Origin of the sequence: Inhella proteolytica (genome assembly GCF_016093275.1) — a bacterium.
GTDB lineage: Bacteria > Pseudomonadota > Gammaproteobacteria > Burkholderiales > Burkholderiaceae_C > Inhella > Inhella proteolytica.
Genome location: NZ_JAEDAK010000007.1, coordinates 199,105 through 221,597 on the forward strand (window position 1 = coordinate 199,105; position 22,493 = coordinate 221,597).

Consider the following 22,493-nt stretch of genomic DNA (forward strand, 5'->3'; position numbering starts at 1 on the left):
GCCCTACACGCCAGACCTGTTCGGGCCGGCGCCGGAGGCGGCGCTGATGGCCGGGGTGGACGAAGCCGGCCGCGGCCCGCTGGCCGGTCCCGTGGTGGCCGCCGCCGTCATCCTGGACCCCGACCACCCGATCGAAGGCCTGGCCGATTCCAAGGTGCTGACGGCGCGCAGGCGCGAGCGCCTGGCCGAGGCCATCCGCGCCCATGCGCTGTGCGTCTCGGTGGCCGAGGCCTCGGTGGAGGAGATCGACCGCCTGAACATCCTGCAGGCCACCCTGCTGGCCATGCAGCGCGCGGTGCGCGGCCTGCGCCTCAAGCCCGGCCTGGTGTGGGTGGACGGCAACCGCGCGCCGGTGCTGGAGCAGCCGGTGCGCACCATCGTCAAGGGCGATGCCTTGGTGCCGGCGATCTCGGCGGCCTCCATCCTGGCCAAGGTGCAGCGCGATGCCTGGTGCTTGCAGGTGCACGAGCAGCACCCCGAATACGGTTTCGCCGGCCACAAGGGCTACCCCACGGCCGAGCACCTCGAAGTGCTGCGCCGCCTGGGGCCGGGCCCTTGGCACCGGCGCAGCTTTGCCCCAGTCCGTGAAGCCCTGGGAGTGTTGCGATGAGCAGCCCACAAGTCCTGCGCATCGATTCCAGCGCCAACCCCACGCTCAAGCGCCTGCGCGAGCTGGCGCGCGAGAGCACGGCCTATCGCGAACAGGGCCAGCTTTGGCTGGACGGCGACCACCTGCTGCGCGCTGCGCTGGCGCGTGGCCTGCAGCCCACCCAGGTGCTGGTCACTGAAGAGGCCATGCACCAGCGCCCCGAGTGGCGCGAGTTGGCCCTGCAGGCGCCGCGTGTGCTGGTGGTGCCGGCCAAGCTGTTCGAGTCGGTCAGCGGGCTGCCCTCCAGCACGCAGATCGGCGCCACGCTGGCCTGGGCCGGCCGCGCGCCCGTCCTGACCGATGTGCCAAGCGTGGTGCTGGACCGGCTGCAGGACGCCGGCAACGTCGGCACCATCCTGCGCAGCGCGGTGGCGCTGGGCGTGCGCCAGGTGCTGGCGCTCAAGGGCTGCGCGGCCCTGGGCTCGCCCAAGGTGCTGCGCGCCGGCATGGGCGCGCATTTCGGTCTGCACTGGGTCGAAGGTCTGGCCGAAGCGGATCTGGACGCGCTGCGCCTGCCGCTGCTGGCCACCAGCTCGCATGCCGAGCACGAGCTGCATCGCATCGCGCTGCCGCAGCCCTGCGCCTGGGTGTTCGGGCATGAAGGGCAGGGCGTGTCCGAGGCCCTGCTGGCGCGCTGCCAGGCCACGGTGCGCATCCCGCAGCCGGGCGGCGAGGAATCGCTCAACGTCGCCGCGGCGGCGGCCATCTGCCTGTACGAGAGCTTGCGCCGTCAGCTCATCAGCTGATCGCCATCCGGCCCGGCCAAGGGCAGGCTGAGTAGGAAGTGGCAGCCCTGGCCGGGCTGGCTCTGCACCTGCAACTCGCCCCCCAGCAGCACGCGCGCGCGGTGAAGGGCCACCGAAAGGCCCAGGCCGCTGCCACCCTGGCCGAAGCGGGTGGAGTAAAAGGGGTCGAACACACGCTCCGGCGGTTCGACCGCGATGCCACGGCCGTTGTCGATCCAGTCGATGCGGTAGTGCCCGCCCTCGATGGTGCCGCGCACCTCCAGCCGCGCCGCGGCGGCGTGCACCAGCACGTTGTCCAGCAGGGCGCGCAGCACCTCCAGCAAGGCGTGGCGGCGGCTCAGCAGGCCCGGTGCGGGCTGCAACCGGGTCTCGACCACCAAGCCGGCCTGCTTCAGCGGGCCTTGCTGGCTGCGCAGCAGCCCCTGGCAAAGCTCCGCAGGGTCCAGGGCCTCGGGGGGCTCGCTTTCGGGCTGGCTGGCCAGGCCCTTGAAGTCCTCCACCAGCAGGGCCGCGCGCTGCAGCGCGCGCTCCACCAGGTCCATGCCGTGGGCCAGGTCCGCGCAGCCGCTTTGCAGCAGGCTGCGCTTGGGCGCGAGGCTGTCCACCTGCGCCAGCAGGGCCTTCAACTGCGCCTGCATGGCGCTCAGCACCAGCAGGCAATTGCCCAGCGGGGTGTTCAGCTCATGCGCCACACCGGCCACCAGGCTGCCCAGCGCGGCCTGGCGGCGCCGTTCCGCCAGTTCGTGCTGCAGGGCAGACACCTGTTCGTAGGCACGGCAGTTCTCCAGCGCGATGGCCAGGTAGGCGGCCAGGTTCAGCACCAGCTGCTGCTCCGGGGGGCCGTAGGCGCTGCGCGCCTGCGCCTGCAGGCTGAGCACGCCCACCACGCGGCCCTGCCAGCGCAGGGGCGCGAACAGCAGGCTGTGCGTGGCGGGCACGCCGGGGATGCGGCTGGCCGATTGCTCGCCCTCCAGGCACAACAGCCGGTCCTCGCGCGCGCAGCGCGCCGAGAGCGCATGCGGATCGTCCAAGGGGATCGGGGCCAGCTTCAGGGCGTGACCGTCCTCGTGGCCGTAGAGCAGTTCCAACTGCTCGCCGCGGCGCTGGAACAGCATCATTACGTTGACCGGCAGCAGGCCGCGCAGCTCGCGTTCCAGCAGCGGGAACAGCGCGGCGGGCTGCAGGCGCGCTGTCAGGCCGCGGCCGATCTGCGCCAGCTGCTCCAAGGTGTGCAGGTTGTGCTCGGCGGCGGCGGCGCGCTGTGCGGCCGCCTCGCCCATGCGCCGCAGGGCTTCGTTCTCTTGCCGCGTGTGCTGCAGCTCCTGCTGTGTTTGCAGCACCTGCAGGCGTTGCTCACAGGCGCTGGTCAGCTCGGTGCGTTCGCGCTCGGCGGCTTGGCGCTCACATTGCAGCGCGGCGGCGAGCTGCCCCAACTGTTCGTGGGCCAGGGCCAGGCCGCGCAGCAGCTCCACCGGGGCTTCTGCGCCGGGGATCCGCTGCAACCGCGCGCGCAATGGCTCCAGCAGGGCCAGCGCGGCTGCGGGGGCGCCGGCTTCCAGCTCGATGCGGGCCTCTTGCAATAGCAGGTCCTGTTCCTGCTTGCCATAGCCCCCGGCGCGGGCCAGCTGCAGGCCCTGGTGCAGCAGTTCACGCGCCCGCTGCTGCTGCCCGGCGGCCAGTGCGCAGGCGCTCAGGCCCTCCAGGGCTTCGGCCTGGGTGTCGATGAAGCGGGCGCGCTGAGCGCCCTCGAGCAGGGCTTCGAACTGCGCCCGCGCGGCGTCCCAGCGCCCCTGCGCGGCCTCCAGACGCCCGAGGCTCCAGCGCGTCTGCTGCATCGCGCGGGACAGCGGGCGCAGCTGCAGGTCCTTGATGAGGTTCTCGAACACCTGGCGGGCGGCGTCGGTCTGCTGCTGCCGCAGCAGCGCGGCACCGAGTTCGTAACGGCAGGCAGCGCTGCGCAGGGTCCAGCCGGGTGCGGCCAGGTCCAGACCACGCTGCGCCCACTCGGCCGCGCCGCCCAGGTCGCCCAGGGCGGCAAAGCTATGCGCCAGCAGGGCGCACAGGGCCACGGCGCGGTAGCGCATGCCGTAGTCCAGCGCGGCCTCGTAGGAGTGCAGCAGCCCTTGGGCCGCGCGCAATGAATCCCCCGAGTGCACCGCCATCAAGGCCTGCACCATGGCCAGCAGGGCCGCCACGGCGTCCGAGCGATCGGGCCGCACCTGCCCGAATAGGCTGCGGCAGCGCGCCAGATCGCGCGAGGCGCAACGGGCGGCCAGTTCCAGTCGGGCCAGATCGGCCTGCTCGGACGCGTTCAGTTCTTCAAAGCGCCCGATCAGGCCTTCCAGCAGCGCCTCGACCGCCCCTTCCTCGCCGCGTGCCCAGGCCAGCTGTACCTGTACCCAACCGCACATGGCCTGGGCCAGGGGCAACTCCAGGCGTTCGAAGGCATCCGCTGCGGCCTGCAGCAGGGCCTGCGCGGGCTCGAAGTCTTCGGCGCACGCGGCGCTTTCGGCCTGTGCCAGTTGCTCCCAGGCGCGCGCCAAGGAGCCTGGGAGGGCGGCAAACAGCTGGGCGGAGCGCTCGGGTTCAAGCTGACGCAGCGCCCAGGCCAGCGCCAACGGGTCGCCAGGCTGACGGGCGAGGTGCTCGCGCTCGCTTGCCGCATAGAAGGGCCGCATGGCGCGAGCCTACGCCCGTGCCGTGGCCTTGCAAATGGCTGTGTGTTTCAGTACACGAGCCGGTCGGGCCGGATGTCCCGCAGGATGGTGGTGGCGATTTCTTCGATCGACTTGTGCGTGCTTGAGAGCCAGGCGATGCCCTCGCGCTTCATCATCGATTCGGCCTCGGCCACCTCGTAGCGGCAGTTGCCGAAGTCGGCGTACTTGCTGCCGGGGCGGCGTTCGTTGCGGATCTGGCTCAGGCGGTCGGGGTCGATCGTCAGGCCGAAGCACTTGCTCTTGTGCACTTTCAGGGCCTCGGGCAGGCGGCCGCGCTCGAAGTCCTCGGGGATGAGCGGGTAGTTGGCGGCCTTGATGCCGTGCTGCATGGCCAGGTACAGCGAGGTGGGCGTCTTGCCCGAGCGCGAGACGCCGACCAGGATGACGTCGGCGGTGTCCAGGTTGCGGGCCGACTGGCCGTCGTCGTGCGCGAGCGAGAAGTTGATGGCCTCGATGCGGTCCTGGTACTCCTGGCTCTTGGCGGCGTCGCCAAAGCGGCCGACGCGGTGGCTGCTCTTGAGCGCGAACTCCTCTTCCAGCGGGGCGATGAACATGCCGAACATGTCCAGCACCATGGCCTGGCACTGTTCACGCACCAGCGCCAGCACCTCGCGGTTCACCAGGGTGGCGAAGACGATGGCACGCGGCGCGCCCGATTCGGCGATGGCATTGATCTCGTGCACCACCTCGCGGGCTTTTTCCGCGGTGTCGATGAAGGGGCGGCGCACATGGCGGGGCTTGACGGCGAACTGGGCCAGGATGGAGTTGCCGAAGGTTTCGGCGGTGATCCCGGTGCCGTCCGAGAGAAAGTACACGGTGCGGTCGGCCATGGCGAAGCTTGGTTACGCGGGATTCCGATGGTAGGGGCAGGCCGTCTCCCTAGAATCTCGCCCATTGCGTTCGCCGCCAGATTGCCCGTGTTCCGCTGCCTCCCCCAGAACCAGAACATGACGCGTGGCAGCGTGTCGGCCCTGCGGCAACCCCGGTTTTTTCACCATCGAGGAGTTGTTCCATGTCTGCACGCTTTGAGCCGACCGCCCTGGTCGTCCCGTTCGAGCACTTAAGAAACGAAGACGTCGAAGTCGTCGGCGGCAAGAACGCCAGCCTGGGGGAGATGATTTCCCAGCTGGCCGAGAGCGGGGTGCGGGTGCCGGGCGGCTTTGCCACCACGGCGCAGGCCTTTCGCGAGTTCCTGCAGGCCGGCGGCCTGGATGCGCGCATCCACGCCAAGCTGGACGCGCTGAATGCCGACGATGTGCGCGCCCTGGCCGAGGCCGGCGCCGAGATCCGCGGCTGGGTCATGAACCAGCCCTTCCCGCCGGCGCTGGAAGACGCCATCCGCACCAGCTACGCGGCCCTGGCCGCCGGCAGCCCGGACGCCAGCTTCGCCGTGCGCAGCTCGGCCACGGCTGAAGACCTGCCCGACGCCAGCTTTGCAGGTCAGCAGGAAACCTTCCTGAACGTGCACGGCATCGAGGACATCCTGTACAAGGTGCGCGAGGTCTTCGCCTCGCTCTACAACGACCGCGCCATCAGCTACCGCGTGCACAAGGGCTTTGTGCACAGCCATGTGGCGCTGTCGGCCGGCATCCAGCGCATGGTGCGCTCGGACCTGGGTTCTTCAGGCGTGATGTTCACCATCGACACCGAGTCCGGCTTCAAGGACGTGGTCTTCATCACCAGCAGCTACGGCCTGGGCGAGACCGTGGTGCAGGGCGCGGTGAACCCGGACGAGTTCTACGTCTTCAAGCCGGCGCTGGCCAAGGGGCAGCTGCCCATCATCCGTCGCAACCTGGGCAGCAAGCTGATCCGCATGGGCTTCGCCACGCCGCAGGAGCGTGCCGAATCCGGCAAGCTCGTGAAGACCGAAGACGTGGCAGTGGAGCTGCGCAACCGCTACTCACTGAACGACGCCGACGTGGTCGAGCTGGCCCAGTACGCGGTGATCATCGAGAAGCACTACGGCCGCCCGATGGACATCGAGTGGGGCAAGGACGGCGAGGACGGCAAGCTCTACATCCTGCAGGCCCGCCCTGAGACAGTGAAGAGCCAGAGCCAGGTGGAGCACCGCTACCGCCTGAAGGCCGGCAAGGACAGCGTAGTGCTGGTGGAAGGGCGGGCGATTGGCCAGAAGGTCGGCACCGGCCCGGTGCGACTGGTGGAAAGCACCGCCGAGATGGAGCGCGTGCAGCCCGGCGATGTGCTGGTGACCGACATGACCGACCCGAACTGGGAGCCGGTGATGAAGCGCGCCAGCGCCATCGTTACCAACCGCGGTGGTCGCACCTGCCACGCGGCCATCATTGCGCGCGAACTGGGCATCCCCGCCGTGGTGGGCTGCCACGACGCAACCGAGAAGCTCAAGGACGGCCAGCTCGTGACCGTGGCCTGCTCGGAAGGCGATACCGGTTTCGTGTACGAGGGCCTGATCGAGGCCGAGGTCACCGAGGTGCAGCAGCAGGAACTGCCCTACTGCCCGGTCAAGATCATGATGAACGTCGGCAACCCGCAGCTGGCCTTCAACTTCGCGCAGATGCCCTCGGGCGGCGTGGGCCTGGCGCGGCTGGAATTCATCATCAACAACAACATCGGCGTTCACCCCAAGGCCATCCTCGACTACCCGGCGATTGATGCCGACCTGAAGAAGGCCGTCGAGTCGGTCGCGCGCGGCCACGCCAGCCCGCGCGCTTTCTATGTGGACAAGCTCGCCGAGGGCATTGCCACCATCGCCGCCGCCTTCTACCCGCGCCCGGTGATCGTGCGTCTGTCCGACTTCAAGAGCAACGAGTACCGCAAGCTGATCGGCGGCTCGCGCTACGAACCGGACGAAGAGAACCCCATGCTGGGCTTCCGCGGCGCCAGCCGCTACATCAGCGGCGAGTTCTCGGACGCCTTCGCGATGGAATGCGAGGCCCTCAAGCGGGTGCGCACCGAGATGGGCCTGAGCAACGTCGAGATCATGGTGCCCTTCGTGCGCACAGTGAAGCAGGCCGAGCGCGTGGTGGGCATGCTGGCCGAGCGCGGCCTGAAGCGCGGGGTGGACGGCCTGCGCGTCATCATGATGTGCGAGGTGCCCAGCAACGCCATCCTGGCCGACCAGTTCCTGGAGCATTTCGACGGCATGTCGATCGGCTCCAACGACCTGACCCAGCTGACCCTGGGCCTGGACCGCGACTCCGGCCTGGAGCAGCTGGCGGGCGACTTCGACGAGCGCGACCCGGCCGTGCGCAGCCTGATCAGCCGCGCCATCAACGCCTGCCGCGCCACCGGCAAGTACATCGGCATCTGCGGCCAGGGCCCCAGCGACCACCCGGACTTTGCCGACTGGCTGGCGGCCGAGGGCATCACCTCGATCTCGCTGAACCCCGATACCGTGGTCGAGACCTGGACCCGTCTGGCGGGCGTGAAGTAAGTCCGGCGGGCAGCCGCCTCAAGCCCGTTATACTCGCGGGCTTTCCCTTGCCTTGGGCGTCCGACGCCGCTCAAGGCTTCCATTCCTGGAATCCACAAGGAGTTCTCATGCGTCACTATGAAATCGTGCTGCTGATCCACCCGGATCAGAGCGAACAGGTTCCGGCCATGCTGGAGCGTTACAAGGGCATCGTCACCGCCGCCGGCGGCAAGGTGCACCGCGTCGAGGACTGGGGCCGCCGCCAGCTGGCCTACATGATCCAGAAGCTTGCCAAGGCCCACTATGTGTGCCTGAACATCGAGACCAGCAAGGACGTGCTGAACGAGCTCGAGACCGGCTTCCGCTACAACGACGCCGTGCTGCGCCACATGACCATCAAGAAGGACAAGGCCGAAACGACCCCGTCCGTCATGATGAAGGCCGTCGAGCGCGAGGAATCGCGCAAGGCCAATCAAGAGGCCGCTGCCGCCTAATTGGCGCTGACGCTTTCGGAGGACAAGACTGCAAACCCCTGCATTGCCTGCTGAGGCCTCGGTCAACGAACTGACCTTGAGTGCCCGGTGGGTGGAGCGAGCGGCGTTGCGCTACACACCGGCTGGTTTGCCGGCCCTGGATCTGACCCTCGAGCACTGCGGCGAAGCCGTGGAAGCGGGCAAGCCCCGCAAGGTCGAGATGCGTATCCGGGCCGTCGCCATCGGGCCACTGGCCCAGCAACTGCTGGGTCTGCCGAGCGAAAGCCCGGCCCTGTGGAGCGGCTTTCTGGCCGCGGCGCGCAACGGCAAGGGGGTGGTGTTCCACATCACCGGTGTGAGCCCCGCAGCAAGTCCGACGAGCACCTGATCAACACAGTACGAATCAACGAGGTCCATCATGGCCATTTCTCGAGGCAAGGGTCGCTTCTCCAAGGACAAGAAGCCCAAGCGCAACCAACAATCCCTGCTGTTCCGCCGCAAGCGCTTCTGCCGCTTCACCGTCGCCGGTGTCGAGCAGATCGACTACAAGGACGTGGACACCCTGCGTGATTTCATTGCCGAAAACGGCAAGATCACCCCGGCCCGTCTGACCGGCACCCGCGCGATCTATCAGCGTCAGCTGACCACCGCCATCAAGCGTGCGCGCGTTCTGGCCCTGCTGCCGTACACCGACCAGCACAAGGCCTAAGGAGTACCGACCATGCAAATCATCCTGCTGGAAAAAGTGGCCAACCTGGGCAACCTGGGCGAGATCGTCAAGGTCAAGGACGGCTACGCCCGCAACTTCCTGATCCCGACCAAGCAGGCGCGCCGCGCCACCGAGGCCGCGATCAAGGAATTCGAAGCCAAGCGCGCCGAGCTGGAAAAGGTCGCCGCCGAGAAGCTGGCCGCTGCCCAGGCTCTGGGCGAGAAGCTGACCGGCAAGACCATCACCGTGACCCAGAAGGCCGGTGTGGACGGCCGTCTGTTCGGCTCGGTCACCAACGCCGACATCGCCGACGCCATCAAGGCCCAAGGTATGGATGTGGTCAAGGGCATGGTTCGCCTGCCCAACGGCCCGCTGAAGCACACCGGCGAGTTCGCGCTGCAGATCGCTCTGCACTCGGACGTGGTGGCTGACATCCACGTGCACGTGGTCGCTGCCGCCGAGTAATCGCGCGCCGCACGCTGTGCCGCAAGGCCGGGCCCGCAAGGGTGCCGGCCTTGTTTTATTTCGGCCCGGAGTTTTCCCGCGCAACCCACCGCTCACGCACCGTTTGCCCACAGCCTTGTCCACAGAGGCGTTGGGCCGGCGCTCCTATCATCGACCGATGTCCGCAGACACCCGATTTGCCCCCGCGCTGGCGCGCGAAGACGACCTGGCCCGCCTGCGCGTGCCCCCGCACTCGATCGAGGCCGAGCAATCGGTGCTGGGCGGTCTGCTGATCGACAACAGTGCCTGGGATCGCGCGGCCGATCTGGTGGCCGAGGGCGATTTCTATCGCCTGGAACACAAGCTGATCTTTGCCTCGATTGGCCGCCTGATCACCGCCGGCAAGCCCGCCGACGTGATCACGGTCAACGAAGACCTGGGGATGCAGGGCAAGGCCGAGGACTGCGGCGGCCTGGCCTACCTGAACGCGTTGGCGCAGGCCGTGCCCAGCGCGGCGAACCTGCGCCGCTACGCGGAAATCGTGCGCGAGCGCGCGGTGCTGCGCAAGCTGGTGACGGCCAGCGACGAGATCGCCTCGGCCGCGCTGGCACCGCAGGGGCGCACCGTCACCAGCATCCTGGACGACGCGGAAAGCAAGATCCTGCGCATCGGCGAAGAAGGCAACCGCAGCGGCCAGGGCTTCCATCGCATGGACAAGCTGATGGTCGAGCTGATGGAGCGCGTCAACGAACTGGCCGAGAACGGCGCCAACGACGTGACGGGCGTGCGCACCGGCTTTTACGACCTGGACCGCATGACGGCCGGCCTGCAGCCGGGCGACATGATCGTGCTGGCGGCGCGTCCCTCAATGGGCAAGACCGCCTTTGCGCTCAACATCGGCGAACACGTGGCGGTCAACGAGGGCCTGCCGGTGCTGGTGTTCTCGATGGAAATGGGCGCGGCGCAGTTGGCGCTGCGTCTCGTGGGTTCGATCGGCCGGGTGGACCAGAGCCATCTGCGCACCGGCCGTCTGCAGGACGATGAGTGGGGTCGCATGATGGAAGCGGTGGAGCGCCTGGGCCGCTCGCCGATGTTCATCGACGAAAGCCCCGGCCTTTCGCCGTCCGAGGTGCGCGCCCGCGCGCGCCGCCAGGCGCGTGAGTGCGGTCAGCTCGGTTTGATCATCATCGACTACCTGCAGCTGATGACGGGCGAGGGCGGCGGCAGCGAGGAAAACCGCGCCACCGTGCTGGGCGAGATCTCGCGCGGCATGAAGGCCCTGGCCAAGGAGCTGCGCTGTCCGGTGATCGCGCTCTCGCAGCTCAACCGCTCGGTCGAGCAGCGCCCCGACAAGCGTCCCATGATGAGTGACCTGCGCGAATCCGGCGCCATCGAGCAGGATGCCGACATCATCATGTTCATCTACCGCGACGAGTACTACACCAAGGAAGAGTGCAAGGAGCCCGGCGTGGCGGAGATCATCATCGCCAAGCAGCGTAACGGCCCGGTGGGCACGGTGAAGCTCGGCTTCCAGCGCATGCACACCAAGTTCGAGAACCTGGCGCCGGACTACCAAGGTGGCGGCGGCGCGGAATACTGACGCTTCGCGGCATTCCCTTGCAAGGCCAGCCTTTCGGCTGGCCTTTTGCTTTCTGGGGCTTGGAGGGGTCGGCCAGGCGCGCTAGAGTACTGTACATAAACACAGTATTCGGATGAATTTCCGGATGCGCTGTGCCGTCCTTGCCCGCGCCTGCCGTGACCCTCGCCCCGCCCCTGCTCGACCTGTTTGGTGAACCGCTGCGCCTGCCCACGCGGCGCGAGCGCCAGCGCGTGGCCACGCGGCGCTCCGGCCCGGCGCCGCGCGCTCCAGGCGTGCCCCGGACGCTACCGCTGCCCTTGCTGCCGCTGCTGCGGCCCCAGCCTGAGCTGCCCGCGCCCGAGCCGCCCGCCGAACCGCCGGGCAGCCCCGCGCTGCCACCCACGCTGGCGGCCTTGCTGGAACGCCACCCCGGCCTGTGGCGCGGCCAGGCCCTGGGGCGCGGCCCGGCGCGCTGCTGGCCCAGTGGCCATGCGCTGCTGGATGCCGAACTGCCCGGCGGCGGCTGGCCCAGCCGGGGCCTGACCGAGCTGCTGATCGGCCCCCAGCCCGGCCATGTGGAATGGCGCCTGCTGGCCCCCGCCCTGCCACGTCTGCTGCAGGGCGGGCGGCGCTTGCTGCTGATTGACCCGCCCCATGAGCCCCACCCCCAGGGCTTGGCCGCCTGGGGGCTGGGCGTGGGGGACTGCCTGTGGGTGCAGGCGCGCGAACCCGCCCAGCGCCAATGGGCGCTGGAGCAGGCCCTGCGCGCCGATGCCGATGAGCTCGGCGCCATCCTGGCCTGGCTGCAGGCGCCGCGCCCGGCGGCGCTGCGCCGCCTGCAAACCCTGGCGGCCGCCTGCCGGGCGCCGGTATTCATCTGCCACGCGGCGGCCGGGGCGGCGCTGCACTCGGCCGCACCGCTGCGCCTGCGCGTGCTGCCGGGGCCGCATTGGGCGCAGCTGCGTGTGGAACTGCTCAAGCGCCGCGGCCCGCCGCTGGACGAGCCCCTGTGGCTGCACGCGCCGCCGCCCACGCTGCGGGCGGTGCTGCCCATTCCCCAGCCCCTCGCCGCGGTGCGGGCGCGCCAGCTGGAAGCGGCGGGGTGACGCATGCTGTGGCTGGCCTTGCGGCGTGCCGCCGGCCCCTGGCCGGAGGCGCTGGTGTGGTGGGCCCTGCAGTTCACGCCCCGGGTGGCGCGGCTGGAGGAGGCCCTGGTGCTGGAACTGGCGGCCAGCCTGCGCTTGTTCGGTGGGCGTGCGCACCTGCAGCAGCGTCTGCTGGCCGAGCTGCAAGACCTGGTGGGGGTGGGCCAAGCCAGCCTGGCCTGGGCACCGAACAGCCGCGCGGCCCTGCTGCTGGCGCGTGCGGCCACGCCGGGCGAACTGGCGGAGGCCGCGGCCGGCAACCTGGCTGCGCAACTGGACGCCCTGCCGCTGAGCGTGCTGGGCAGCGCCCAGGAGCACCTGCCGCTGCTGCATGGCCTGGGCTGCCGCCGCCTGGGCGATCTGCGCCGCCTGCCGCGCGCGGCGCTGGTTCGGCGCGTGGGGGTGGCCCCGCTGCGCGAGCTGGATGCCGCGCTGGGGCAGGGCGCCGAGGCGCATGACTGGTGTCAGGCTCCCGAGCACTTCGAGGCCAAGCGCGAGCTGCCGCAGCGCTGCGAACAGGCCCAGGCCTTGCTGCAGGCAGCCGAGCCCCTGCTGCAGGCGGCCTGCTTGTGGTTATCGGCCCGCCATGCCGGCGCGGCCGAGCTGCAGTTCGGCTGGCAGTTCGACGCCATGCGTGCGCGCGATCTGGGGCCAGGCGGCCAGATCCGGCTGGCCGCCAGCGCCCCGCACCGGCGCCTGCGCAGCTGGCAGCGCCTGCTGGCCGAGCACCTGCAGCGCCTGAGCCTGCCCGCGCCGGTCAGCGACCTGTGGCTGCGCATCGAACACGCCGAACCTCTGGCGGAAGCCAGCGCGAGCCTGCTGAGCGCCGGTGCCGAGGCCCAGCGCGCCGATGGCGAGAGCCTGGATGAGCTGCTGGCGCGTCTTTCGGTGCGCCTGGGCAAGGAACAGGTGCGCCAGGCCCGCCCGGTGTCTGACCATCGCCCCGAATGCCAGCAGCGCTGGCAGCCCTGGCAGGACGCGCCCCGCCCATCCGCTGCCCAGAACCGCCCCGAAGCCCCAGCGCAATGGCCGCAGCCCAGCTGGCTGCTGAACCCGCCCCAGCCCCTGCGCGCGCTGGGCGAGCAGCCGCTCTACCAGGGCCCGCTGACCCTGCTGGCCGGGCCGCAGCGCATCGAGGCCGGCTGGTGGGATACCGAGGCCCCGGCCTGCAGCCGCGACTACTACCTGGCCCACAGCGCGCGTGCCGGCCTGCTCTGGCTGTTCCGCGAGCGCCGTGCGGCACGCGGCGAAGCGGCCTGGTTCCTGCATGGGATGTTTGCGTGAGCACCGTCCACCCGCCGCAGGCGGCCTTGCAGGTGCTGAGCAATTTCAGCTTCCTGATCGGCGCCTCCCACCCCGAGGAGCTGGTGCAGCAGGCCCAGGCCCTGGGCCTGGGCGCCTTGGCGATCACCGACGACTGCAGCCTGGCCGGCGCGGTGCGCGCGCATCTGGCGGCCCAGGCCGCGGGCTTGAAGCTCTTGATCGGCGCGCGCTTCGATGTGCAGCGCAACGCGGCCCTCACCGCGCGGGCGGCGCCCGATGCCCAGCTGCGCGGCCTGGATGCCGGGCTGGAGTTGCCCGCGCCGGACAGCGGCCCGCTGTTCCGCCTGATCCTGCTGGCCACCGACCGCGAGGCCTACGGCAACCTCAGCCAGTTCATCACCGACCTGCGCTGCAGCGCGCCCAAGGGCAGCTACCGGCTGGACTGGCGCGGCATCCAGCCGCAGCACCTGGGCGGCCTGCTGGCCATCGCCCTGCCCAGCCGGCGCGCGCGCGATGCCGAGCTGCTGGGCATCGGCCGCTGGCTGCTCAAGCACTTCAGCGGCCGCGCCTGGCTGGGCGTGGACCTGCCGCAGCAGCTGGACGACGCGCGCTGGTGCCAGCGCCTGCGCTGGCTGGCCGAGCAGACCGCCTTGCCCCTGGTGGCGGCGCCGTGGGTAGCGATGCACCGCGCCCAGCGCAAGCCCCTGCAGGATGTGATGACGGCGATCCGCCTGCGCACCCCTTTGCGCGAATGCGGTCAACGCCTGGAGCCCAATGCGGCTGCGCACCTGCGCCGGCTGGGCGCCCCCTATGCGGCGGAATGGATCGCCCAGACCCTGGTGGTGGCCGCGCGCTGCACGTTCAGCCTGGACGAGATCCGCTACGAGTACCCCGACGAGGTGGTGCCGCCCGGCCTGACGCCGCAGGCCCATCTGGCGGCACTGACCTGGGCCGGCGCGGCGCGGCGCTGGCCGGCCGGCGTGCCCGCGGGCGTGCGCGCACAGCTCGACAAGGAGCTGCAGCTGATCCATCAGCTGAAGTACGAGCACTACTTCCTGACCGTGGCCGACATCGTCGACTTCGCGCGCGGCCGCGGCATCCTTTGCCAGGGGCGGGGCTCGGCGGCCAATAGCGCGGTCTGCTTTTGCCTGGGCATCACCGAAGTGGACCCTGCGCGCGGCAACACCCTGCTGGAACGCTTCATCAGCGCCGAGCGCGACGAGCCGCCCGACATCGACGTCGACTTCGAGCACCAGCGCCGCGAGGAAGTCATCCAGTACCTCTACGCCAAGTACGGGCGGCGCCGCGCCGGGCTCACGGCCGTGGTCACCCGCTACCGGCCGCGTTCGGCCATTCGCGATGTGGGCAAGGCCCTGGGCCTGGCGCCCGAGCAGGTGGAGCGCATTGCCAAGGAACACCAGTGGTGGGACGAGGCGCTGCAGCCCGTCGCCCCCGAAGGCATCGACCCGCAGGACCGCCGCCTGCAGCTGCTGTTCCAGCTGGCGGGTGAGCTCATCGACATGCCGCGCCACCTCAGCCAGCATGTTGGCGGCTTCGTGCTCACCAAGGGCCTGCTCTCGCGTCTGGTGCCGATCGAGAACGCCGCCATGGTGAACCGCACCGTCATCCAGTGGGAGAAGAACGACCTTGAGGCCCTGGGACTGATGAAGGTGGACGTGCTGGCCCTGGGCATGCTGAGCTGCCTGCGCCGCGCGCTGGACTTGCTGAGCTGGCAGCGTGGCACCCGCATGCGCCTGCAAGACATCCCGCCCGAAGACCCGGCCACCTACGCCATGCTCTGCCGTGCCGATTCGGTGGGCGTGTTCCAGGTGGAAAGCCGCGCCCAGATGGCCATGCTGCCGCGCCTGCAGCCGCGCCGTTTCTACGACCTGGTGGTGCAGGTGGCCATCGTGCGGCCCGGGCCCATCCAGGGCGGCATGGTGCACCCCTACCTGAAGCGCCGCCAGGGCCTGGAGGCGCCGGACTACCCGAGCGAGGCGCTCAAGCCCGCGCTGGAGCGCACGCTGGGCGTGCCGATCTTCCAGGAGCAGGTGATGCAGGTGGCCATGATCGCCGCCGGCTTCACCGGCGGCGAGGCCGACCAGCTGCGCCGCGGCATGGCGGCCTGGACGCGCCATGGCGACCTCTCGCCCTTCCGCCAGCGCCTCTTCGACGGCATGCGCGAGCGCGGCTACCCGCAAGCCTTCGCCGAGCGCATCTACCAGCAGATCCAGGGCTTTGCCGAGTACGGCTTCCCTGAGAGCCATGCCGCCAGCTTCGCGCTGCTCACCTACGCCAGCAGCTGGATCAAGCGCCACCACCCGGCGGTGTTCCTGGTGGCCCTACTGAACAGCCAGCCCCTGGGCTTCTACACCCCCAGCCAGCTGGTGCAGGACGCCGCGCGCCATGGCATCGAGCTGCGCCCGCCATGCGTGAACGCGAGCTTCTGGGAAAGCACGCTGGAAGAGGGCGCGGTGCGCCTGGGCCTGCACCTAGTGCGCGACCTGCGCGAAGCCGCCGCGCGCGCCCTGCTGGCCGCACGCGAAGGGGAGGGCAGCCCGCGCACCCAGGCCACGCCGCCGGGCGAGCCCGACGACCCCTGGGCCCGCGGCCCCTACGCCCCGCCCGACCCGCGCCGCCGCCCCTTTGCCAGCGCCGAGGAACTGGCTCGGCGCGCCCGCCTGGAGCGCTCCGACCTGCAGGCCCTGGCCGCCGCCGATGCCCTGGCCGACCTGGCCGGCCAGCGCCGCCAGCAGCGCTGGGACGCCGCCGCCCTGGCCAAGCTGCCCAGCTTGCTGCAGGACGCACCGATCTTTGAAGCCCCGCTGCAGCTGCCCGCCGCACCCCAGGGCGAGGAGGTGCTGTGGGACTACCACGCCCTGGGCCTGACCCTGCGCCAGCACCCCATGGCCTTGCTGCGCAGCGCCTTGCAGGGCCTGGGCTATGCCGATGGCGCGGCCTTGCAGGCCCTGCCCAACCGCCGCCTGGCGCGCGCGGCCGGCATCGTCACCAACCGCCAGCAGCCCGGCACGGCCAAGGGCGTCACCTTCCTGAGCCTGGAGGACGAGCACGGCTCGGTGCAGGTCATCGTCTGGAAGAAGGTGCGCCTGCAGTTCCGTGCCGAACTGCTGCACGCGCGCCTGCTGGGCGTGTGGGGCATCTGGCAGCGCGAGGCCGGCGTCTGCCACCTGATCGCCCACCGCCTGGTGGATCTGAGCCCCTGGCTCGGCCGTCTGCCCACGCGCAGCCGTGATTTCCATTGAGGTACAGCCCATGAGCGACAGCGACTGGAAACCCCTTCAAGCCCCCGCCAGCCTGAAAGGCCGCGGCGCCGCCACGGCGATGCCACACCGCTTCGAGCGTCTGGACCGCCAGGCCGAAGACGACGGCTGGCCGCAGGACGACGAGGAAGGCGCCCCGGCGCCCCCGCGCACCGAAATTCGCGAGGAGCCAGCGCGCCGCATCCTCTCGCGCAACGACTCGCCCGACATCGGCTTCGAGCTCTCCATCAACCCCTACCGTGGCTGCGAACACGGCTGCATCTATTGCTACGCGCGGCCCACGCACAGCTACCTGAACCTCTCGCCGGGCCTGGACTTCGAGACCCGCCTCGTCGCCAAGGCCAACGCGGCCCAGGCCTTGCGCGAAGAACTCTCTGCCCCCGGCTACCGGCCGCTGCGCCTGTGCCTGGGTGCGGCCACCGACTGCTACCAGCCCGCCGAGCGCAAGCTGCGCATCACGCGCGGCGTGATCGAGGTGCTGGCCGAATGCCACCACCCCTTCTCCATCATCACCAAGGGGGCGGGCATCGAGCGCGACCTCGACCTGCTGGCCCCGCTGGCGGCCCAGCGCCTGTTCTGCGCCTACATCAGCCTCACCACCCTGGACCCCGAGCTGGCCCGTGTGCTGGAGCCGCGCGCCGCCAGCCCGGCACGGCGCCTGCAGTTGATCGAGCGCCTCACGGCGGTGGGCATCCCGGTCGGCGTCAGCGTCTCGCCCACCGTTCCCTTCATCAACGAGCCCGAGCTGGAACAGGTGCTGGCCGCCGCCCAGGCGGCCGGTGCGCAGCGGGCCTTCTCCATCCCCTTGCGCCTGCCCTGGGAGCTGAGCGAGCTGTTCCAGGACTGGCTGCAGCGCCACTACCCCGGCCGCGCCGCGCGCGTGATGGCGCGCGTGCGCGAGATGCGTGGGGGCAAGGACAACGAAGCCCGCTTTGGCAGCCGCATGACGGGCGAGGGCGTCTGGGCCGAACTGCTGCGCCAGCGCTTCATCAAGGCCTGCGCCCGGCTGGGGCTGGGGCGCCAGCGCTTCGATTACGACTTCAGCCGCTTCCGCCCGCCGGGGCCGGCAGGGCAGGGCGAACTGTTCTAGCCGCGCAGCGCCACGCCGCCGGCTTGGCGCGCCCGGCCGACGCTGGCGCCCAGAGGCTTGACCCAACGGTCCTGCAGCTCACCGATGCGCAGCTCCATCGTGGCGGCCGCTTCGATCTTTTCTTCGTGGCGCTTGAGCACCGACATCGCCATGTCGATCAGCTTGGAATTGCGGGTCTGGTCGCCCTGCTGGATCAGCAACTCCACCGAGCCGGTGGCATTGCCGCGCAAGGCCTGCTTCATCGCCGTCTCGGCGATCTCGAACACCTTGGCGTGGCAGTCCTTCAGGGTCTGGACGGTGGCCTCGTGCCCGTCGGCCATCGAGACCAGGACCTCGGTGCTGGCCTTGGAATTGCAGTAGCGCATGCCCAGGCGCTGGAACATCTCGTTCATCTCTTCCAGGCGCAGATCGGCCGCGGCCAGGCGCACCCAGACGGCGATCACCAGGCTGGCCGCCTCGTGGTCGGCGTGCGGCTGGTCCAGCTCGGCAGCCAGGCGGCGCGCAGCGGTCAGGGCGTCGGCGCTGCGCTTTTCCAGCATCGCCAGCAAGGCCTGGATGGCGGTCTGCAGGCGCAGCAGGCGCGGCGAATCGGGCACGCGCTCGATTTGCCGGTGCAGCGAATCCAGGGTGTGCTTGATGCCCTTGCTGTCGCGCTTGTCGTAGCGCATCAGGGCCACCAGCACCAGGGTGTACATGTCGAAGAGCTTCGAGCGCAGGCCCGAGGCGATGGTCCGCTCCAGGATCTTGAGTGCCTCGTTGCGCTCGCCGGCGTAGAAGGACAGGGTGCCCGAGCGCTGCATGCGCAGCAGGCAGCCCGGTGTCAGCTCGGCGGCGGTGCGGTAGGTGGCCAGGGCGGCGGAAATCTCGCCCTGCTCCATGTGGATGCGGCCCAGCACGTCGTAGCTGTCGGCGTGGTCGGGCATCTCGCCGATCAGGTTCTCCAGCGTGCGGCGGGCCTGCGCCAGATTGCCGGACGCAAATTCGGAGCGCGCCACGCCGAGCTTGGCCCAGGGCACGGTCTTGGCCGCGATGATGGCCTCGTACAGGGTCTTGGCCTCGTCGGGCCGGCGCAGGCGCAGCAGCAGCTCGGCGCCGATACGCGCGGCAAACAGCCAGAACTCCTGGCGCTTGTGAAAGCGCTCCAGGCAGAGCTCGGCGGCGAGGTCGAAGTTCTGGGCCTCGATGGCCTCGAAGATGCCCTTGAGCACGCGCTTGCGGTGGCGTGCCGACTGCACCCGCTCGGCCAGCGCCGTGAGCGTGTAGGGCTTGATCAGATAGCCGTCCAGCGCGGCTTCGGCGGCCTCGGCCACCTTGGAGTAGGTGGCCTCGGCGGTCACCATCATGAAGACGGTGGAGTAGGGCAGCAGCTGCTCGCGGCGCAACTCGTCCAGCAGGTCCTGGCCCGATTCGTCGTGACCCTCGAAGTGGTAATCGCAGATCACCAGATCGAAGGGGGCGTTCTCCAGCACGATGCGGGCGTCCTTGACGCGTGTGACCGCCCGCACATACCCCACGCCGATCTCACGCAACTGGGCGGTGATCAGGCTGCGGGCGTTGGCGTTGCTGTCGATCACCAAGGCGTTGGCCTTGTGGATCGTGCTGTCGATTTGCATGCCGATAAACGAAAAGGGAGGCGAAAGCCTCCCGATTCTTCGTCCTAAATGCCACTGAACTTGAGAGGGCAAGCCCGTTGGGTGTTGCCCGAATGCTTCATTTTCAGCGACTTAGCGCACTTATTTAAACAAATCTTTGACTCGGTCGGCCCAACTCTTGGTGCTCGGGGAGTGGCGTTCGCCGCCCTCTCGGAAGCTCTTGTCCAACTCCTTGAGCAGCTTGCGCTGGTGCTCGGTCAGCTTCACCGGGGTCTCCACCGAGATGTGACAGTACAGATCGCCGGGGTAGCTGGAGCGCAGGCCCTTGATGCCCTTGCCCTTCAGGCGGAAGGTCTTGCCATGCTGGGTGCCCTCGGGCAGTTCGATCTCGGCCTTGCCGCCCAGCGTCGGCACTTCCGTGCTGCCGCCCAGGGCCGCGGTGGTCAGTGGCACCGGCACCGTGCAGTGCAGGTCGTCGCCATCGCGCTCGAAGATCTCGTGCTGCTTCTGGTGGATCTCGATGTACAGATCGCCCGGCGGGCCGCCGTTGACGCCCGGTTCGCCATTGCCGGCCGAGCGGATGCGCATGCCCTCGCTGATGCCGGCCGGAATCTTGACTTCCAGGGTCTTGGTCTTCTTGAGCTTGCCCGCGCCATGGCAGGCGCCGCAGGGGTCGGGAATGATCTTGCCGCTGCCGTGGCAGTGCGGGCAGGTCTGCTGGATCGAGAAGAAGCCCTGGCGCATGTGCACCGTGCCGCTGCCGTTGCAGTGGCCGCAGGTCTTGGCGCTGGTGCCGGGCTTGGCGCCCGTGCCATTGCAGGTGCCGCAGCTCTCCCAGGTGGGAATGCGGATCTGCGTGTCGTGGCCGTTGGCCGCTTCTTCGAGCGTGATCTCCAGCGAATAGGACAGATCCGCACCGCGGTAAACACGCTGGCCCCCGCCCCCGCCCCCGCCCCCGCGGCGGCCGGCCGCCCCGCCGAAGATGTCGTTGAACATGTCGCCGAAGGCGTCGGCAAAGCCGCCAAAGCCTTCAGGGCCGCCGCGCCCGCCGCCCATGTTCGGGTCCACGCCGGCGTGGCCGTACTGGTCGTAGGCGGCCCGCTTTTGCGGGTCGGAGAGCATCTCGTAGGCCTCCTTGGCCTCCTTGAACTTCTCCTCGGCCTTCTTGGCGTCCTCACCCTGATTGCGGTCCGGGTGGTACTTCATGGCCAGCTTGCGGTAGGCCTTCTTGATGGCGTCGTCGTCAGCGTTCTTGGCGACGCCGAGTACTTCGTAGAAATCGCGCTTGGTGGCCATGGTGTTCTTGAGAAATCAAAAAGCCCGGGCGGCATGCCCGGGCTGGTCTGAGGCCCGGGCAGGGCTTACTTGTTGTCCTTGACTTCCTTGAACTCGGCATCCACGACGTTGTCGTCGGCCGGCTTGGCTTGCGCGCCTCCCGCCGAGTGAGGTTGCTGGGCCTGCTGGAAATCGGCGCCCGGGGCCGCACCCGCCGCGCCTTGGGCCGCCTGGGCCTGCTCGTAGACCTTCTCGCCCAGCTTCTGGCTGGCCTTCATCAGGGCTTCGGTCTTGGCTTCGATGGCGGCCTTGTCCTCGCTGTCCTTCAAGGTGTCTTCCAACTCCTTGATGGCGGCCTCGATCTTGGTCTTCTCGTCGGCTTCCAGCTTGTCGCCGAACTCGCTCAGGCTCTTCTTCACCGAGTGCACCATGGCGTCGCCCTGGTTCTTGGCCTGCACCAGTTCGAGCTTCTTCTTGTCCTCGGCGGCGTTGAGCTCGGCGTCCTTGACCATCTTCTCGATCTCGGCCTCGCTCAGGCCCGAGTTCGCCTTGATGGTGATCTTGTTTTCCTTGCCGGTGCCCTTGTCCTTGGCGCTGACGTGCAGGATGCCGTTGGCGTCGATGTCGAAGGTGACCTCGATCTGCGGCACGCCGCGCGGTGCGGCCGGAATGCCTTCGAGGTTGAACTCACCCAGGCTCTTGTTGGCCTGCGCCATCTCGCGCTCGCCCTGGTAGACCTTGATCGTCACGGCCGGCTGGTTGTCGTCGGCGGTCGAGAAGGTCTGCGCGAACTTGGTCGGGATGGTCGTGTTCTTCTTGATCATCTTCGTCATCACGCCGCCCAGGGTCTCGATGCCCAGGCTCAGCGGGGTGACGTCCAGCAGCAGCACGTCCTTGCGGTCGCCGCTCAGGACCGAGCCCTGGATGGCGGCACCGACGGCCACGGCCTCGTCGGGGTTGACGTCCTTGCGCGGCTCCTTGCCGAAGAAGGCCTTCACGGCTTCCTGGACCTTGGGCATGCGGGTCATGCCGCCCACCAGGATGATGTCGTCGATCTCACCGACCTTCACGCCGGCGTCCTTGATGGCGACGCGGCAAGGCTCGATGGTGCGCTCGATCAGCTCGTCCACCAGGGCTTCCAGCTTGGCGCGGGTCAGTTTGATGTTCAGGTGCTTCGGGCCCGAGGCATCGGCGGTGATGTAAGGCAGGTTGACGTCGGTCGAGGCGGCCGAGCTCAGCTCGATCTTGGCCTTCTCGGCAGCTTCCTTCAGGCGCTGCAGGGCCAGCACGTCCTTGGTCAGGTCGACGCCTTGTTCCTTTTTGAACTCGGTGACGATGTAGTCAATGATGCGCTGGTCGAAGTCTTCGCCGCCCAGGAAGGTGTCGCCGTTGGTGCTCAGCACCTCGAACTGCTTCTCGCCATCGACATCGGCGATCTCGATGATCGAGATGTCGAAGGTGCCGCCGCCCAGGTCATAGACAGCGATCTTGCGGTCGCCCTTGCTGGCCTTGTCCAGGCCGAAGGCCAGGGCCGCGGCGGTGGGCTCGTTGATGATGCGCTTGACTTCCAGGCCGGCAATGCGGCCGGCGTCCTTGGTGGCCTGGCGCTGGCTGTCGTTGAAGTAGGCCGGCACCGTGATCACGGCTTCGGTCACTTCCTCGCCGAGGAAGTCCTCGGCGGTCTTCTTCATCTTGCGCAGCACTTCGGCGCTGACCTGCGGCGGGGCCATCTTCTTGCCGCGCACTTCCACCCAGGCGTCGCCGTTGTCGGCGGCAGCGATGGTGTAGGGCATCAGGTCGATGTCCTTCTGCACTTCCTTCTCGGTGAACTTGCGGCCGATCAGGCGCTTTACCGCGTACAGGGTGTTCTTGGGGTTGGTGACGGCCTGGCGCTTGGCCGGGGCGCCGACCAACACCTCGCCGTCCTCCATGTAGGCAATGATGGACGGGGTGGTGCGCGCACCCTCCGCGTTCTCGATGACGCGGGTGGTGGTGCCGTCCAGGATGGCCACACAGCTGTTGGTGGTGCCGAGGTCAATGCCGATGATCTTGCCCATGAAGGTGCTCCTTGAATGCTTTGAGGGAATGCGGTGTATCTGGGTGCGCTGTGGGGGCTTTCAAGACCCCGCAGCCAGCAGG

General features: G+C 69.2%; 17 protein-coding genes. 12 read left to right on the forward strand and 5 right to left on the reverse strand.

The features are described from left to right. Window positions 1-46: 46 nt before the first annotated feature. Both rnhB and I7X39_RS12175 read left to right on the forward strand, forming a co-directional pair. Window positions 47-610, forward strand: a complete 564-nt coding sequence (gene rnhB / locus I7X39_RS12170) for a ribonuclease HII (RefSeq protein WP_198111474.1) — start codon at window positions 47-49, stop codon at window positions 608-610. Further along, window positions 607-1,395, forward strand: a complete 789-nt coding sequence (locus tag I7X39_RS12175; RefSeq protein ID WP_198111423.1) for a TrmH family RNA methyltransferase — start codon at window positions 607-609, stop codon at window positions 1,393-1,395. The genes rnhB and I7X39_RS12175 overlap by 4 nt, the downstream gene beginning before the upstream one ends. Here the strand turns inward: I7X39_RS12175 and I7X39_RS12180 are convergent. Together I7X39_RS12180 and ppsR are read right to left on the reverse strand one after the other, a co-directional pair. Beyond that, window positions 1,380-4,073, reverse strand: coding sequence for an ATP-binding protein (locus I7X39_RS12180; RefSeq protein ID WP_198111424.1), 2,694 nt, complete (start codon window positions 4,071-4,073; stop codon window positions 1,380-1,382). The genes I7X39_RS12175 and I7X39_RS12180 overlap by 16 nt on opposite strands. A 47-nt stretch (window positions 4,074-4,120) precedes the next feature. After that, window positions 4,121-4,942, reverse strand: a complete 822-nt coding sequence (gene ppsR, locus I7X39_RS12185) for a posphoenolpyruvate synthetase regulatory kinase/phosphorylase PpsR (RefSeq protein ID WP_198111425.1) — start codon at window positions 4,940-4,942, stop codon at window positions 4,121-4,123. A gap of 182 nt (window positions 4,943-5,124) precedes the next feature. Between ppsR and ppsA the strand changes: the two genes are divergently transcribed. The 10 genes from ppsA (at window position 5,125) to I7X39_RS12230 (ending at window position 17,487) form a co-directional block, all read left to right on the forward strand. Then, on the forward strand, window positions 5,125-7,524 hold the full coding sequence (gene ppsA / locus I7X39_RS12190) for a phosphoenolpyruvate synthase (protein ID WP_198111426.1): 2,400 nt from the start codon (window positions 5,125-5,127) through the stop codon (window positions 7,522-7,524). A gap of 107 nt (window positions 7,525-7,631) precedes the next feature. Beyond that, window positions 7,632-7,997, forward strand: coding sequence for a 30S ribosomal protein S6 (gene rpsF / locus I7X39_RS12195; RefSeq protein WP_198111427.1), 366 nt, complete (start codon window positions 7,632-7,634; stop codon window positions 7,995-7,997). Window positions 7,998-8,073: 76 nt separating this feature from the next. After that, on the forward strand, window positions 8,074-8,364 hold the full coding sequence (gene priB, locus I7X39_RS12200) for a primosomal replication protein N (RefSeq protein WP_232351909.1): 291 nt from the start codon (window positions 8,074-8,076) through the stop codon (window positions 8,362-8,364). Between the two features lie 30 nt (window positions 8,365-8,394). Then, window positions 8,395-8,685 carry a 30S ribosomal protein S18 gene (gene rpsR, locus I7X39_RS12205; RefSeq protein WP_198111429.1) on the forward strand — a complete coding sequence of 97 codons (291 nt, stop codon included), beginning with the start codon at window positions 8,395-8,397 and terminating at the stop codon, window positions 8,683-8,685. 12 nt (window positions 8,686-8,697) lie between these two features. Continuing rightward, the gene (gene rplI / locus I7X39_RS12210; RefSeq protein ID WP_198111430.1) at window positions 8,698-9,150 is read left to right on the forward strand and encodes a 50S ribosomal protein L9; all 453 of its coding nucleotides are present in this window, start codon (window positions 8,698-8,700) and stop codon (window positions 9,148-9,150) included. Between the two features lie 157 nt (window positions 9,151-9,307). After that, window positions 9,308-10,729, forward strand: coding sequence for a replicative DNA helicase (gene dnaB / locus I7X39_RS12215; protein ID WP_198111431.1), 1,422 nt, complete (start codon window positions 9,308-9,310; stop codon window positions 10,727-10,729). A gap of 155 nt (window positions 10,730-10,884) precedes the next feature. Then, entirely contained in the window at window positions 10,885-11,814 is a 930-nt protein-coding gene (gene imuA / locus I7X39_RS12220) for a translesion DNA synthesis-associated protein ImuA (protein WP_198111432.1), read from the forward strand. A 3-nt stretch (window positions 11,815-11,817) separates the two neighbouring features. Then, window positions 11,818-13,137 (forward strand): DNA polymerase Y subunit UmuC family protein, encoded by a 1,320-nt coding sequence (locus I7X39_RS23255; protein WP_232351910.1) that lies wholly within the window; start codon window positions 11,818-11,820, stop codon window positions 13,135-13,137. Then, window positions 13,134-16,379, forward strand: a complete 3,246-nt coding sequence (locus I7X39_RS12225; protein ID WP_310739913.1) for an error-prone DNA polymerase — start codon at window positions 13,134-13,136, stop codon at window positions 16,377-16,379. Before I7X39_RS23255 ends, I7X39_RS12225 begins: the two co-directional genes overlap by 4 nt. A gap of 10 nt (window positions 16,380-16,389) precedes the next feature. Then, window positions 16,390-17,487: a PA0069 family radical SAM protein gene (locus I7X39_RS12230; RefSeq protein ID WP_198111434.1), complete on the forward strand. Its 1,098-nt coding sequence runs from the start codon at window positions 16,390-16,392 to the stop codon at window positions 17,485-17,487. Here the strand turns inward: I7X39_RS12230 and I7X39_RS12235 are convergent. From I7X39_RS12235 to dnaK, 3 genes are all read right to left on the reverse strand, one after another. Continuing rightward, a complete protein-coding gene (locus tag I7X39_RS12235; RefSeq protein WP_198111435.1) occupies window positions 17,484-19,100 on the reverse strand; it encodes a response regulator in 1,617 nt (538 codons plus the stop codon). The genes I7X39_RS12230 and I7X39_RS12235 overlap by 4 nt on opposite strands. 120 nt (window positions 19,101-19,220) lie before the next feature. Further along, the gene (gene dnaJ / locus I7X39_RS12240; RefSeq protein WP_198111436.1) at window positions 19,221-20,375 is read right to left on the reverse strand and encodes a molecular chaperone DnaJ; all 1,155 of its coding nucleotides are present in this window, start codon (window positions 20,373-20,375) and stop codon (window positions 19,221-19,223) included. Window positions 20,376-20,440: 65 nt separating this feature from the next. Then, the gene (dnaK, locus tag I7X39_RS12245) at window positions 20,441-22,411 is read right to left on the reverse strand and encodes a molecular chaperone DnaK (protein WP_198111437.1); all 1,971 of its coding nucleotides are present in this window, start codon (window positions 22,409-22,411) and stop codon (window positions 20,441-20,443) included. Window positions 22,412-22,493: the final 82 nt, after the last annotated feature.